This is a genomic window from Thalassobaculum sp. OXR-137 (assembly GCF_034377285.1).
Classification (GTDB): Bacteria; Pseudomonadota; Alphaproteobacteria; order Thalassobaculales; family Thalassobaculaceae; genus Thalassobaculum.
Genome location: NZ_CP139715.1, coordinates 197,444 through 210,952 on the forward strand (window position 1 = coordinate 197,444; position 13,509 = coordinate 210,952).

A 13,509-nucleotide genomic window follows, 5' to 3' on the forward strand; every position below is an offset into this window, starting at 1 on the left:
CGTGTCTGGTCCCGCTTCCCGCGGTAATGTCGACCCGTTCATCGTGATGCAGGTGATGGCCGCCGCCGCCGAGCGGGAGGCCGCCGGCGGCGACGTGCTGCACCTGGAGGTCGGACAACCCTCCACGCCGGCGCCGAAAGGCGTGCTGGAGGCCGCCCGCGCCGCGCTCGACACCGACAAGATCGGCTACACCCTGGCGCTGGGCATGCCGGAACTGCGCGAGCGGATTTCCGCCCATTACCGGGCCTGGTACGGCGTGGACGTGCCCATCGAGCGGATCGCGGTGACCACCGGATCGTCCAGCGGCTTCACATTGGCGTTCCTGTCCGCCTTCGAGCACGGCGCCCGGGTGGCGCTGGCCTCGCCCGGCTATCCGGCCTACCGCAATATCCTGAAGGCGCTCGGGGTGGAGGTTGTCGACCTGCTGACCGAAGCGGCCGACCGGTTCCAGCCGACCGTCGCTCGCCTGGAGAAGGCCGGACCGCTGGACGGCGTGATCGTCGCCAGCCCGTCCAATCCGACCGGCACCATGCTGGGCGAGGAGAGCATGAAGGCGATCACCGCCTGGTGCCGGACCAACGGCGTGCGGTTGATCTCCGACGAGATCTATCACGGCATCGATTTCGGCCAGCGCTCGGTCTCCGCCCTGGAGAGCGACCCCGACGCCCTGGTGATCAACAGCTTCTCGAAATACTTCTCGATGACCGGCTGGCGGATCGGCTGGATGATCGTGCCCCCCGACCTCATCGGATCGGTGGAACGGCTGGCCGCCAACTTCTTCATCTCCGCCCCCACCCTGTCGCAGTTCGGCGCGATCGCCGCCTTCGACTGCATGGAGGAGGCCCAGAAGAACGTGGCCCGCTATGCCCGCAACCGTGAGATCCTCCTGAACGACCTGCCGGCGGCGGGCCTGGACGATCTGGCACCGGCCGACGGGGCGTTCTACATCTACGCCAATGTCGCCAAGTACACGAACGACAGCGTGGATTTCTGCCGCCGCATCCTGGCCGAGACCGGGATCGCCTGCACGCCGGGAACCGACTTCGACCCGTCGCGCGGCCATGCCAGCATCCGGCTCTCCTTCGCCGGATCGAGCGAGGACATGGCGGAGGCGTGCAGACGGCTGAAGGCGTGGCTGTAGAGGGCGCTGGCCCTTCGCCCCTCTCGTTGTTCCGAAAACATTTCCCGTCGGGCGGATAGGGGAGCGGCTTGGTCCTGACTTTCGTCAGGACGACGGATGATTTTCTTCAATCACCCCAAGCGCCTTCCCCGAATCCCCTCCCCGTCATCCTGATGCAAATCAGGATCCAGCAACCGGCTTGTCCACCCAGTCCCCGGCGGACCCCGCATCAAATCCAGGGTCGCTCGGAACGATGGCAAAGGCCGGAAACAAAACAGGCGGCGCTGGGGGCGCCGCCTGTTGTCTATCTGCTGACGGGGTGCCTCAGCGGCGCCACCAGCCCTTGCGCGGCTTCTCCACCGGCTTGTCCAGGGTCCGAACCTCGATCGGCGTCGAACTCAGGTTCTGCGGGACGGGCTCCGCCTCTTCCACCGGATCGGCGGAGGCGGGCTGATCCTCGCCCAACTCGCCGCTGATCGCGCCGTCGACCGCAGGCGCCTCGGCAGCGTCCGCCTCGGCAACGACCGCTTCGGCAGGGGCGGCTTCGGCAGCCACCGGCTCGGCGACCGGCTCGGCCGTCGCCGCGACCTCGGCCATTTCGGCCACCGGTGCCTCGGCAGCGGCATCGGCCTCGTCGTCCTTCTTGCGACGGCGACGCGGACGCTTGGCGGCAGGCTTCTTCGCCGGCTTTTCGTCGGCTGCGGCCTCTTCGGCCGGCGCGGCCTCGGCAGCCGCCTCCGCCGGAGCGGCTTCTTCCGGAGCAGCGTCCGCCACCGGGGCGTCAACCGCTTCCGGTGCCGTCTGATCGTTGGCGGCGGAGATCGGCGCTTCGGCCTTCACCGCGACCTCTGGAGCATCGGCGGCAACCGCTGCGAGCGGCTCGGCACCGTCGTCCCGGCTGTCGTCATCCTGGCCGTCATCGCTCCGGTCGGATCCGCTCTGCGCCTCGTCGTCGGACTGGGAGTCGTCACCAGAATCGTCGTCGCCCGACTGGTCGTCACCGGACTCGGAGCCCTCGGTCTCCGAGCCCTCCTCGCCATCGCGACGGCGGCGGGACCGGCGGCGACCGCCACGGCGGCCCCGGCGACGCCGCTTGCGGCCGTCGGCATCGTCGTCGTCGTCCCCGTCGCCGCGATCATCGCCGTCGGCGGCAGTGTCTTCCCCATCGGCGTCGGCGTCAGTGTCGGTCTCGGCCTCCTCGTCACCCTTGTGGCGGGGAGCCTCGTCTTTGGCGTCCTGATCGTCCTCGGCCCGATCCTCCGGCCGGCGGCGACCGCCCCGGCGACGGCGGCGGGAGCGACCACGGTTCCGGCGCTCCTCCTGCTCCTCGCTGGTCTCGTTCTCGTTCTCGACCTCGTCCTCGTCGTCCTCAATGAGGTCGCTGTCGTCCTCGTCCGGCTCGGCGGCCCCGGCGGAGCTCGCCGCGATCGCGGTCTGGAAGGCGGCCCGCTCCTCGGCGGTCTTCGGCCGCAGGCGCTCCAGCCGGTGATCCGGCGGCACCAGACTGTCGTCCTGCTCCAGAATCACCCGGGTACCGTAGCGGAATTCGATCTCCGCCAGACGGTCGCGCTTGTGGTTGAGGATGTAGAGGGCGACCTGGGCCGGCACATGCACGGCGATCTCGGCAGCCCGGTTGCGCAGCCCCTCTTCCTCGATGACCCGCAGGATGTGCAGCGCGGTGCTGTCGATCGAGCGGATATAGCCGGAGCCCTTGCAGTGCGGGCAGACCTGGGTGCTGGCTTCCACCAGGGACGGCCGCAGCCGCTGGCGAGACAGTTCCATCAGGCCGAAATGGCTGATCCGTCCGATCTGTATGCGCGCCCGGTCGGATTTCATCGCCTCCTTCATGCGGCGCTCGACCGCATGCTGGTTGCGCGACTCCTCCATGTCGATGAAGTCGATCACCACCAGGCCGGCGAGATCGCGCAGGCGCAACTGCCGGGCCACCTCGTCGGCGGCCTCAAGGTTGGTCTTGAGCGCGGTCTCCTCGATGTTCCGCTCCGAGGTGGAGCGGCCGGAGTTCACGTCGATCGCGACCAGCGCCTCGGTCTGGTTCATAACGATGTAGCCGCCGGACTTCAGCTCCACCACCGGGCTGTGGATGGCGTCGAGCTGGCTTTCCACCTGGAAGCGGTGGAGCAGCGGCACGTGGGTGTCCTTGTAGCGCTTGACCCGCTTCGCATGGCTCGGGATCAGCGTCTTCATGAAGTCCTTGGCGATCCGGTAGCCGTCATCGCCGTCGACCAGCACCTCGTCCAGATCGCGCGTGTACAGGTCGCGGATCGAGCGCTTGATGAGGTTGGCTTCCTCGTAGATCAGGCACGGCGCGGTGCTGTCGAGCGTGGTCTGACGGATCTCGTCCCACAGGCGCAGCAGGTATTCGTAGTCGCGCTTGATCTCGGCCTTGGTGCGCTGCGAGCCGGCGGTGCGGACGATGACCGCCATGCCTTCCGGCACGTCCAGGCCCTCGACGATCTGCTTCAGCCGCTTGCGGTCGCCCACATGGGTGATCTTGCGGCTGACGCCGCCGCCGCGCGCGGTGTTCGGCATGAGCACGCAATAGCGGCCGGCCAGGGACAGGTAGGTGGTCAGCGCCGCACCCTTGTTGCCGCGCTCTTCCTTGACGACCTGCACCAGCATGATCTGGCGCCGGGCGACGACCTCCTGGATCTTGTAGCGGCGGTTGGAGGGCTTGCGCCGGCGGCGCACCTCTTCCATCGCGTCGCCGCCGACCGTCTCGGGCTTCGCACTCTTCTTGGTCTGGACGCTGACTTCCGCGGCGCGGGCCGGGGCCTCGTCGTCGCCATCGTCGCCCGAGGTGTCTTCCTCGGATTCGGACTCGGAAGCGTCCTCGGCGGAGGCCTCCTCTTCGCCGGAGGCGTCTTCCTCGGACTCGTCCTCGTCCTCGTCGGCCATCGCCTCGGCCTGCTCCTCGCGGAGCAGCGCCTCGCGGTCCTCGATCGGGATCCGGTAGTAGTCGGGATGAACTTCCGAGAAGGCCAGGAAACCGTGGCGGTTGCCGCCGTATTCGACGAACGCGGCCTGCAGGGAGGGCTCTACCCGGGTGACCCGGGCGAGGTAGATGTTCCCCTTAAGCTGCTTTTTGGCTGCGGTCTCGAAGTCGAAGTCGTCGAGCTTGTTCCCGTCGACCACCACGACCCGGGTCTCTTCCGGGTGGGTGGCATCGATGAGCATACGCTTGGTCATGTGTTGGTAACTCCGTGTCGCGCCGCGACGACCGCAAGAGTGGCTGCGGTCCCGCGCGGTCGGCGACGCGGAACAGCGTCGGCCCAGGCGCGGAAGGTCGTGGCGCGGATTGTGGCGTCGGCGTACCCACGGCACGCCGGATGCAGTCGCTGGAACAAGTCTCGACGGAATCGGTCACGGCACCGAGCGTCCTTCGTGCCCCGGGGGCAGGAAAGACTCGGTTTGCCGCGGGCGACTGTTGGGTCGCCGTCGTCGGACTGTTCCAGTTTGCAGGTCTCACGTCGGTCGGTCCTGCGCGGAGCCGGGAACTACGATTCGCCCCGGCTCGAAATCGAAAAAAGTCTCGCGTATCCCCGTAACCCCTTGGCCCATAACGGCGCGCACGTACCCGCACACGGTCTTCGAGGACGGATGCACCATACTGTCACATGCGCCTACTAACAATCCAAAACTTCAGGCGAATTCCTGGTGGGGCCGTGACCGGGCCGCATCGGGGCGCCCGAACGGTGCCAATTGAGGCCGAACTGCAATTCCACCTCATAGCCTCATGATATCTATCGTAAATATTGCCTTTGCATTCGTGTCGCGGTACAGTGCGCCATCTGACAACGGGCCTGGGGACAGGGAATGACGCGACGCGCGGTCAGCTCAGCCATGGCGCTCGACTCCCGGGAGTCGGCGGACGCGGCCACGGGCCGGCGGACGGCAGCCGGGCTTTGGCTCGGGCTGTGGCGCTGCGTTCTGCTCGTGCTCTGCACCCTCGTCATGGCGCAGAGCGCCCTGGCGGCCGGCACGCCGGTCGTCTCCAACCTGCGGATCGGCAATCACCCGGACAAGGTCCGCATCGTGATGGACCTGGATCAGCGGATCGATTTCTCGATCTTCCTGCTGCCGGATCCGTATCGGGTCGTGGTCGACGTGCCGGAAGTCTCGTTCCGCCTGCCGGAAGCCGCGGGATCGCGGGCGGTCGGCCCGATCGCCGGCTGGCGCTACGGTCAGTTCCGGCCGGGCACCTCCCGTGTGGTGATCGACGCCGGCAGCCCGGTCGAGGTGAAATCCGCCTTCGTCCTGCCGCCCTCCGGATCGCAGCAGTATCGGCTGGTGATCGACCTGGTGGCGGCGACGCGGGAAGCGTTTCTGAAGGATTCCGACGCCTCCATCCAGAAGCATGTGGCGTTGAGCGCCCCGCGCCTGTCGGCGCCGCCGGCCGCCCCGGCGCCGCTGCCCAAGTCCGACGACCGCATGACCATCGTCATCGACGCGGGCCATGGCGGCGTCGACCCCGGCGCCATCGGTCATGACGGGGTCTATGAGAAGGCCATCGTGCTGGCCGCCGCCAAGGCGCTGAAGGAAGCGCTGGAGGCGACGGGCCGCTACAAGGCGGTCCTGACCCGCGAGGACGACAGCTTCATCCGCCTGCGCGAGCGCATCGCCATCGCGCGGCGGGTCGATGCCGATCTGTTCGTGTCGCTGCACGCGGATTCCATCAAGGACAGCTCCCTGCGCGGCCTGTCGGTCTACACCCTGTCGGAGAACGCCTCGGACAAGGAGGCGGAGGCGCTGGCCACCAGCGAGAACAAGGCGGACATCGTCGCCGGCATCGACCTCTCCCAGCAGGAACCGGAGGTCACCAACATCCTGATCGACCTCGCCCAGCGCCGGACCATGAACTACTCGGCCAGGCTGGCGGGCTATGTGGTCAAGGAGATGGACCGCGAGACCAAGCTGCTGAGCAGCCCCCACCGGTTCGCCGGCTTCGCGGTGCTGAAGGCACCGGACGTGCCCTCGGTGCTGGTCGAGCTGGGCTTCCTGTCGAACCGGGAGGACAACCGCCGGCTCAACGACCCGGCCTTCCGCCGCAAGGTCGCCGCCGGGCTCACCCGGGCGATCGATCGCTACTTCCAGGGCGTGCAGTCGGCGTTCCGGTAAGACGGGGCTGGGCTGGGCGTGGGGCCGCGCGGACGCGGGGCACTCTCGGCCGCCTTGCACCCACCGGGTTCAGGCGCCCCCCCAACCACAAACACTCCCCGGATTTATTCCGGGGTAATCCGGTCAGCGTGACGGGTCCTCGCATCCTCGCCTGAGGCCCGCCCGAACGGATGGGATTGCCCCGGAATAAATCCGGGGAGGGGCGATGGTTTTTGGGGAGGGGAAGGAGAACAAACGCCGCCCCTCCCCTTGCACCGTCAGCCCTTCAGAACACCGCGGTTGATCTGGTCCTGCTCGATGCTCTCGAACAGCGCCTTGAAGTTGCCTTCGCCGAAGCCCTCGTCGCCCTTGCGCTGGATCAGCTCGAAGAAGATCGGCCCGATCACCGTGTTGGTGAAGATCTGGAGCAGCAAACCGCCATCCTCGGTCGGCGCCCCGTCGATCAGGATGCCGCGCGCCTTCAGCTCCTCCACGTTCTCGCCGTGGTTCGGCAGGCGCTCGGCCAGCATCTCGTAGTAGGTCTCCGGCGGCGGGGCCATGAACTTCATGCCGAGACCCCGCAGCCCGTCCACGGCCGCGTGGATGTCGTCGGTGCCCATGGCGATGTGCTGGATGCCCTCGCCCTTGTACTGGTCGAGATATTCCGCGATCTGGCTCTTGTCGTCCGAGCTCTCGTTGATGGGGATGCGGATCTTGCCGCAGGGGCTGGTCATCGCCCGGGACTTCAGGCCCGTCAGCTTGCCCTCAATGTCGAAGTAGCGGATCTCGCGGAAATTGAAGAGCGTCTCGTAGAAGCTGCCCCAGACATCCATGCGACCCTGGTGCACGTTGTGGGTCAGGTGGTCGATATAGGTGAGGCCGACGCCGGCCGGGTCCTGCTCCTCGCCTTCGATCGGCACGAAGTCCACGTCGTAGATCGAGCGCTCGCCGTACCGATCAACCAGATAAATCAGGCTGTCGCCGATACCGTGGATCGCCGGGATGTTCAGCTCCATCGGGCCGACCTTGCCCTCGAAGGGCTTGGCGCCGAGCTTCACCGCCCGCTCGAAGGCGGCGGCGGCGTTCTTCACCCGGAAGGCGATGGCGCAGCAGGACGGGCCGTGCACCTTGGCGAAGGCCTGGGCGAAGCTGTCGGGCTCGCCGTTGACGATGAAGTTCACCCCGCCCTGGCGGTACAGGGTGACGTTCTTGGAGCGGTGCTTGGCGACCGCGCGGAAGCCCATGGCGGTGAACAGCTTCTCAAGATCGGCGGTATCCGGGGCGGTGTATTCGACGAACTCGAAGCCGTCGGTCGCCATCGGGTTCTCGGGCGTGCCCTGGGGGACCGGGGGAAGCGTGGTGGTAGCCATGGGGAACCTCCTTGTCGGCGGCGCGGGCGGAGTCGATCCGGAGGATGCCTCGCCGCGCCACGGGAAATCGTGTTAGTTTCATTTGTAACAGAATCACCATTTGGTTTCAAATGAAACCATTACAAGTGTCACCCCGCCGAGCCCGGACCACCGCCATGCCAGACGCCCCGCACACCCCCGCTTCCGACGCGCTGATGCTCGACCGGTTTCTGCCGTACAGGCTGGCGGTACTGGCGAACACGGTGTCGAAGGGGATCGCCCGGCTCTATGCGGACCGGTTCGGCATCACCATCGCGGAATGGCGCATCCTGGCGATCCTCGGCGCGTTCGGGGCGGCGACGGCCTCGGAGATCCAGGGCCGCTCGGCCATGGACAAGGTGCAGGTGAGCCGGGCGATCGCGCGGCTGACCGAGGCGGGGATGATCCGGCGCACGGTGGATGCGGCGGACCGGAGACGTCAGACCATCGCCATGACGACGGAGGGGGACCGGGTCTACCGCGAGATCGTCCCGCTCGCCCGCGCCCGGGAAGCGGCTCTGCTGGAGGGGCTGACGGACGAGGAGCGACTGATGCTGGACCGGCTGCTGGACCGGCTGCAGAAACGGGCGGCGGCGGGAGAGAAGCTCTAACCCTTTTCACTCCCCGGATTTATTCCGGGGCAATCGGGTCCGCTGTCGTGCTCGAATATTATCTACTTTTCTCGATTTCTATACTTCTCTGCCACCTTTCTGACGTACAGAATTTTCATATGATATTCGCAGAACTCACGGGACCACCGCAGCAATTTCAGCATTAAAACTCTCACCACATAAAGAAAGAGAGCCACTCCAATTACCATAGAAAATAATTCTATTTGATGAGACGTATAAACAAAAAAACTGAAATAAAATGCCCACGACAAAACGACACTCGTCAACAAAAAGGATACATAAAAAGCGGCCTTTCCAGGAATCGTCATAGTAACGATCAACCACGCCGTTAAAAATAGAATCGCTAGCAAATCGTACATTTACTATAACCTGTCCATGCACAGCGTTTATGCGCGCGAAAATCCTATTGTACCTGAAAATAACTACGCGACCATCGCCGCCACGTGGTCGGCGATCGCCAGGCTCGACGTCACGCCCGGGCTTTCGATGCCGAACAGGTTCACCAGCCCCGGCACCCCGTGCTCGGCCGGGCCCTGGACCATGAAGTCGACCGCCGGCGTGCCGGGCGCCTGGATCTTCGGGCGGATGCCGGCATAGCCCGGCTGCAACGCCCCGTCCGGCAGGCCCGGCCAGTACTTGCGGATCGCTTCGTAGAAACTGTCCGAGCGGCGCGGGTCCACGTCGTAGTTGATCGCGTCGATCCACTCCACGTCCGGGCCGAACCGGGCCTGGCCGCCGAGATCCAGGGTCAGGTGGATGCCGAGCCCCGCCTGCTCGGGAGCCGGATAGATCAGGTGCGTGAACGGAGCCCGCACCCCGGACAGCGAATAGTAGTTGCCCTTGCAGTAGAAATGCGGCGGTACCTTGTCGGCCGGAAAGCCCATCAGGCTGGCGGCCAACGGCTGGGCATGCAGGCCGGCGGAGTTCACCACCGTCTTCGCCTTCAGCAGCATCGGCTCGGCCCCGCCGACGGCGATCTCGATCCCGTCCTCGCCGACCTTGCCGCCGGCGACCGGGGCGTGGAAGGCGATCATGCCGCCGCGCTCCTCGGCATCGCCCTGCAGGGCCAGCATGTAGGAATGGCTGTCGAGCACGCCGGTGGACGGCGACCACAGGGCCGTCACGCAGCGCAGCTCCGGCTCCATCGCCACCACTTCGTTATGCGACTTGAACACCAGATCGGTCACGCCCGCCTGGACCGCCCGGTCCTGGATCTGCTGCAGGGCCGGGATCTGGTCTTCGGACGTCGCCACGATCAGCTTGCCCATCGGCGTGTACGGAACGCCGTGGTCGTCGAGATAGCGGTAGAGCTTGTTCTTGCCCTCCACGCAGAACTTCGCCTTCAGCGAGCCCGGCGGGTAGTAGATGCCGGCATGGATCACCTCGGAATGCCGCGAGCTGGTCTCCGTGCCGATGGCCTCGGCCGCCTCCAGCACCAGCACCTCGCGCCCGGCCAGGGCCAGGGCCCGCGCCACGGCCAGTCCGACCACGCCTGCGCCGATGACGATCGCATCGACCTGTTCCGCACTCATGTACCCGCTCCGTTCAGTCCACCGAGTTCCGCCATCACATCGACCAGCAGGGGCACGTGCTCCTCGCCGTGTCCGGTCGCACAGGCCAGCGTGTAGAGTTGCAGCGCCGCCGATCCGAACGGGGCCGGCAGCCCCGCCTCGGCGGCGATGTCGTTGTAGTAGCCCACATCCTTGCGGGCATTGGCCATGGCGAATTGCAGGCCCGACGCATCGCCGTCGACCGCATAGGCCATGATCTTCTGGAACATGCCGGAATTGACCGCCCCGGCCGAGACCACCTCGCGCAGCTTGCCGAGATCGACCCCCGCCGCCCGCGCCGTGGTCGCCGCCTCGGCCACCAGGGCGGACATGGACATGCTCATGAAATTGTTGATCAGCTTCAGCGAATGCGCCGCCCCGAGCGGGCCGATATGGAAGATGTTGCGGGCGTAGCACTCCAGCACCGGCCGCGCCTTCTCCACCAGGGCGTCCGGGCCGCCGACCAGCACGTTGAGGGTGCCTTCCATCGCCTCCTTCGGCGTCATGGTCATCGGCGCGTCGATGAAGTCGATGCCCTTCTCCGCCAGGGCCGCCGCCACCCGCTTGGTCGAGGCCGGCTCGGCGGTGGAGGCGTCGAGCACCAGGGTGCCGGGCTTCGCACCTTCGACGATCCCGGCGGTGTCGAGACAGACCTGCTCCACCACCCGGCTGTTCGGCATGCAGAGGATGACGATGTCCGACGCGGCGGCGAGTTCCTTCGGCGTGGCCGCCTCGGCCGCACCCAGCGCCGTCAGCTCGTCGACCGGCGTGCGGTTGCGGTGGCCGAGCACGGTCAGCGGAAAGCCCTTGGCCAGGATGTTGCCGGCCATGCCGCGCCCCATCAGGCCCACACCGGCAAAGCCGACCTTCACAGGATCGGTCATCGCGGTTCCTCCCTTTATGGTTCTTGCTTCCGGCATAGCCGATTGTCGCCTCCCCCTCCAAGCCCCCCAATGCGCAGAACGCGGATTGACCGGGCCGTCCCCGCCACGCTGCAATCACGGCAAAAGCGACAAGCAACGAGTTTGGGAGGATGCGATGGGTGACCCGATTCCGGCGATCGCCGAGCACGAGGCGACGGGCGCGCTGGCGCAGACCTTCGACGACATCAAGGCGACCCTGGGCGTCCCGGTGGTGAACCTGATCTGGCGGCACCTGGCGACCATCGACGGCGGGCTGGACTGGGCCTGGGGCGCCGCCAAGCCGATCTATACCAGCGGTCAGGCGGCTCGGTCGGCGAAGGCACTGTTCGACCGGCTGCCGGTGGCGATGCCGGAGCCGCTGGCCCCCGGCGCGCTGCAGGCGGTCGGGGTGACGGCGGAGGATCTGGCGACCGTGCGGGCGGTCGCCGCCGGCTACAACCGGGGCAACGGGCTGAACCTGCTGGCCCTGGGCGCGCTGGTCGTCGCGCCGGCCGGGCCGGTGCCGAGCGCTGCAGGCGCGCCGGCGGAAGCGGCATCGGCGCCGATCCCGCGGGTGCTGTCCCAGGGCGACGTAGAGCCGCATGTCTGGGAGCTGGTGCTGGCGCTGAACCGGTTCGGGTCGAGGCCGGAGGAGCCGATCCTGGCGACCATGTACCGGCATCTGGCTTACTGGCCGGGGCTGCTGGCGCTGATGCATGCGGGCTTCGCGCCGCTCGAGGCCGATGGGCGGCTGCGGGCGGCGACCGCGACGACCCGCAGCATGGCGATGGCGGAGAGTGCGAGGCTCGCCCATCTGCGCGCCGAGGCGGGACCGGCCCCGGAGGAGGCCGTGGCCGCGGTGGAGGAGTTCACCCGCCACGTCATCGCCCGGATGGTCCTCATCTGCTTCGCGTTCTCGCGCTGGGTGGGGTGAGAGGGCCGGCACATATCAAACGCCGAAAACATCCGTCATCCCGGCGAACTCCGGGCTCGGCCCGGAGTTCGCCGGGACCCATAGCAATAGAGCGCTAGGTCCCCGTCGGCCCCCGGATCAAGTCCGGGCGCCACCGGGATGACGACGTTGAAACGGAAGAAAATTAAAGGCTTGTTACCCCCGCCCGGTCGACCCGAACCCGCCGTCGCCGCGGGCGGTCTCGTCCAGGCTCTCCGCCTCTTCCCACGCGACCCGGCTCACCGGTGCCACCACGAGCTGGGCGATGCGGTCGCCGCGCTCGAAGGTCACCGGCTCCTGGCCCAGGTTGACCAGGATCACCTTGATCTCGCCGCGATAGTCGCTGTCCACGGTCCCCGGCGCGTTCACACAGGCGATGCCCGACCGGAACGCCAGACCCGACCGGGCGCGCACCTGCGCCTCGTAGCCCTTGGGCAGGGCGATGGAGAGACCCGTGGGAACGGCGGTGCGCTCCATCGGCGCCAGGGTCACCGGCGCGTCGACGGCCGCCCGCAGGTCCATGCCCGCCGAACCCTCGGTCTCATAGGCCGGCAGCGGCAGGTCGGCCCCATGGGCCAGCCGGGTGATGCGGACGGGAATGCTCATGCGGAAGGTCCAGTCTGGAAATGCTCTGCGATGCGGGCGGCAAGGCGTTTGCCGACCTCGGCCTTGGTCATCGCCGGCCAGTCCTCGGACCCGTCGGCGGTGACCAGGTGGATGGTGTTGCTGTCGCCGCCGAAGGTGCCGGTCGCGGGGGAAACGTCGTTGGCCAGGATCCAGTCGCAGCCCTTGCGCGCCCGCTTGGCGGTGGCGAACTCGACAACCTTCTCGGTCTCCGCCGCGAAGCCGACCACCAGGGCCGGGCGGCCTTGCGTCTTCTGCGACAGGGTCTTCAGGATGTCCGGGTTCTCGGCAAGCTTAAGGGTCGGGAGGCCGCGCCCCTCCTCCTTCTTCATCTTCTGGTCGGCGGCGGTGGCGACCCGCCAGTCGGCGACGGCGGCGGCGCAGACCACGATATCGGCCGGGAGGGCGGCCTCGCAGGCGGCCAGCATGTCGCGCGCGCTCTCGATCGGCACGGTCTTCACCCCGGCGGGATCGGGCTCGCGGGTCGGGCCGCTGACCAGGGTGACCTCCGCTCCCAGCGCGGCCAGGGCGCGGGCGATGGCGTGCCCCTGCTTGCCGGACGAGCGGTTGGCGATGTAGCGCACCGGGTCGATCGGCTCATGGGTCGGGCCGCTGGTGACGATCGCCTTCTTTCCGGCGAGTGGGCCAGTGCGTTCGGCGAAATAGGCTTCCGCGGCCGCAATGATCTCCAGCGGCTCGGCCATCCGGCCGTAGCCGTATTCGCCGCAGGCCATCGACCCTTCGTTCGGCCCGGCCACCCGCACGCCGCGCGACGTCAGGGTCGCCAGGTTCGCCCGGGTGGCCGGGTGCTCCCACATGCGCACGTTCATCGCCGGGGCGATCAGCACGTCGGTATCGGTCGCCAGCAGCAGGGTGGAGGCCAGGTCGCCGCACAGCCCGTGCGCCATCTTCGCCATCAGGTCGGCGGTGGCCGGGGCGACGATGATCAGGTCGGCCGAACGGGAGAGCTGGATATGCCCCATCTCCGCCTCGTCGGTGAGATCGAACAGCTCGGTATAGACCTTGTCCTCGGTCAGGGCCGAGAGCGCCAGGGGGGTGACGAAGTGCTCGCCCGCCTTGGTCAGCACCGCGCGCACCGCCGCCCCGCGCTCGCGCAGGCGGCGGGTCAGGTCGAGCGCCTTGTAGGCGGCGATCCCGCCACCGACGATCAGGAGAATGCGTCTGTTGCTCAGCGTCATCATGGGCCGGAAGGTAGCGCGAAGTGC

The 13,509-nt window shown here is 67.5% G+C and carries 10 protein-coding genes; 4 read left to right on the forward strand and 6 right to left on the reverse strand.

Features of this window, described 5'->3' with window-relative positions:
* Nucleotide 1: 1 nt before the first annotated feature.
* A complete protein-coding gene (locus T8K17_RS00935; protein ID WP_322332658.1) occupies nt 2–1,141 on the forward strand; it encodes a pyridoxal phosphate-dependent aminotransferase in 1,140 nt (379 codons plus the stop codon).
* 303 nt (nt 1,142–1,444) lie between these two features.
* Here the strand turns inward: T8K17_RS00935 and T8K17_RS00940 are convergent, their stop codons facing one another.
* Nucleotides 1,445–4,327, reverse strand: a complete 2,883-nt coding sequence (locus tag T8K17_RS00940) for a ribonuclease E/G (RefSeq protein ID WP_322332659.1) — start codon at nt 4,325–4,327, stop codon at nt 1,445–1,447.
* Nucleotides 4,328–4,954: 627 nt separating this feature from the next.
* Here T8K17_RS00940 and T8K17_RS00945 point away from each other — a divergent pair.
* Nucleotides 4,955–6,256: an N-acetylmuramoyl-L-alanine amidase gene (locus T8K17_RS00945; protein ID WP_322332660.1), complete on the forward strand. Its 1,302-nt coding sequence runs from the start codon at nt 4,955–4,957 to the stop codon at nt 6,254–6,256.
* Nucleotides 6,257–6,513: 257 nt separating this feature from the next.
* Here T8K17_RS00945 and hppD read toward each other — a convergent pair whose 3' ends face one another.
* Nucleotides 6,514–7,605 (reverse strand): 4-hydroxyphenylpyruvate dioxygenase, encoded by a 1,092-nt coding sequence (gene hppD / locus T8K17_RS00950; RefSeq protein WP_322332661.1) that lies wholly within the window; start codon nt 7,603–7,605, stop codon nt 6,514–6,516.
* Nucleotides 7,606–7,760: 155 nt separating this feature from the next.
* Here hppD and T8K17_RS00955 point away from each other — a divergent pair, with 155 nt between their 5' ends.
* Nucleotides 7,761–8,234 (forward strand): MarR family winged helix-turn-helix transcriptional regulator, encoded by a 474-nt coding sequence (locus tag T8K17_RS00955; RefSeq protein ID WP_322332662.1) that lies wholly within the window; start codon nt 7,761–7,763, stop codon nt 8,232–8,234.
* Nucleotides 8,235–8,677: 443 nt separating this feature from the next.
* On the opposite strand, the gene T8K17_RS00960 is transcribed toward T8K17_RS00955, so the two are convergent.
* Together T8K17_RS00960 and T8K17_RS00965 are read right to left on the reverse strand one after the other, a co-directional pair.
* The gene (locus T8K17_RS00960; protein WP_322332663.1) at nt 8,678–9,787 is read right to left on the reverse strand and encodes an NAD(P)/FAD-dependent oxidoreductase; all 1,110 of its coding nucleotides are present in this window, start codon (nt 9,785–9,787) and stop codon (nt 8,678–8,680) included.
* Nucleotides 9,784–10,689, reverse strand: coding sequence for an NAD(P)-dependent oxidoreductase (locus tag T8K17_RS00965; RefSeq protein WP_322332664.1), 906 nt, complete (start codon nt 10,687–10,689; stop codon nt 9,784–9,786). The genes T8K17_RS00960 and T8K17_RS00965 overlap by 4 nt, the downstream gene beginning before the upstream one ends.
* A 154-nt stretch (nt 10,690–10,843) precedes the next feature.
* On the opposite strand from T8K17_RS00965, the gene T8K17_RS00970 reads away from it, so the two are divergent.
* Complete coding sequence (locus T8K17_RS00970; protein WP_322332665.1) at nt 10,844–11,641, forward strand: hypothetical protein; 798 nt, start codon at nt 10,844–10,846, stop codon at nt 11,639–11,641.
* A gap of 174 nt (nt 11,642–11,815) precedes the next feature.
* Here T8K17_RS00970 and dut read toward each other — a convergent pair whose 3' ends face one another.
* Nucleotides 11,816–12,265: a dUTP diphosphatase gene (gene dut, locus T8K17_RS00975; RefSeq protein ID WP_322332666.1), complete on the reverse strand. Its 450-nt coding sequence runs from the start codon at nt 12,263–12,265 to the stop codon at nt 11,816–11,818.
* A complete protein-coding gene (gene coaBC / locus T8K17_RS00980; RefSeq protein WP_322332667.1) occupies nt 12,262–13,482 on the reverse strand; it encodes a bifunctional phosphopantothenoylcysteine decarboxylase/phosphopantothenate--cysteine ligase CoaBC in 1,221 nt (406 codons plus the stop codon). The genes dut and coaBC overlap by 4 nt, the downstream gene beginning before the upstream one ends.
* Nucleotides 13,483–13,509: the final 27 nt, after the last annotated feature.

Coding starts and splice junctions, on each gene's coding strand:
- T8K17_RS00960 (WP_322332663.1), bottom strand. CDS start 9,787: ATGAGTGCGGAACAGGTCGATGCGATCGTCATCGGCGCAGGCGTGGTC.
- T8K17_RS00945 (WP_322332660.1), top strand. CDS start 4,955: ATGACGCGACGCGCGGTCAGCTCAGCCATGGCGCTCGACTCCCGGGAG.
- coaBC (WP_322332667.1), bottom strand. CDS start 13,482: ATGACGCTGAGCAACAGACGCATTCTCCTGATCGTCGGTGGCGGGATC.
- T8K17_RS00955 (WP_322332662.1), top strand. CDS start 7,761: ATGCCAGACGCCCCGCACACCCCCGCTTCCGACGCGCTGATGCTCGAC.
- T8K17_RS00970 (WP_322332665.1), top strand. CDS start 10,844: ATGGGTGACCCGATTCCGGCGATCGCCGAGCACGAGGCGACGGGCGCG.
- T8K17_RS00965 (WP_322332664.1), bottom strand. CDS start 10,689: ATGACCGATCCTGTGAAGGTCGGCTTTGCCGGTGTGGGCCTGATGGGG.
- hppD (WP_322332661.1), bottom strand. CDS start 7,605: ATGGCTACCACCACGCTTCCCCCGGTCCCCCAGGGCACGCCCGAGAAC.
- T8K17_RS00940 (WP_322332659.1), bottom strand. CDS start 4,327: ATGACCAAGCGTATGCTCATCGATGCCACCCACCCGGAAGAGACCCGG.
- dut (WP_322332666.1), bottom strand. CDS start 12,265: ATGAGCATTCCCGTCCGCATCACCCGGCTGGCCCATGGGGCCGACCTG.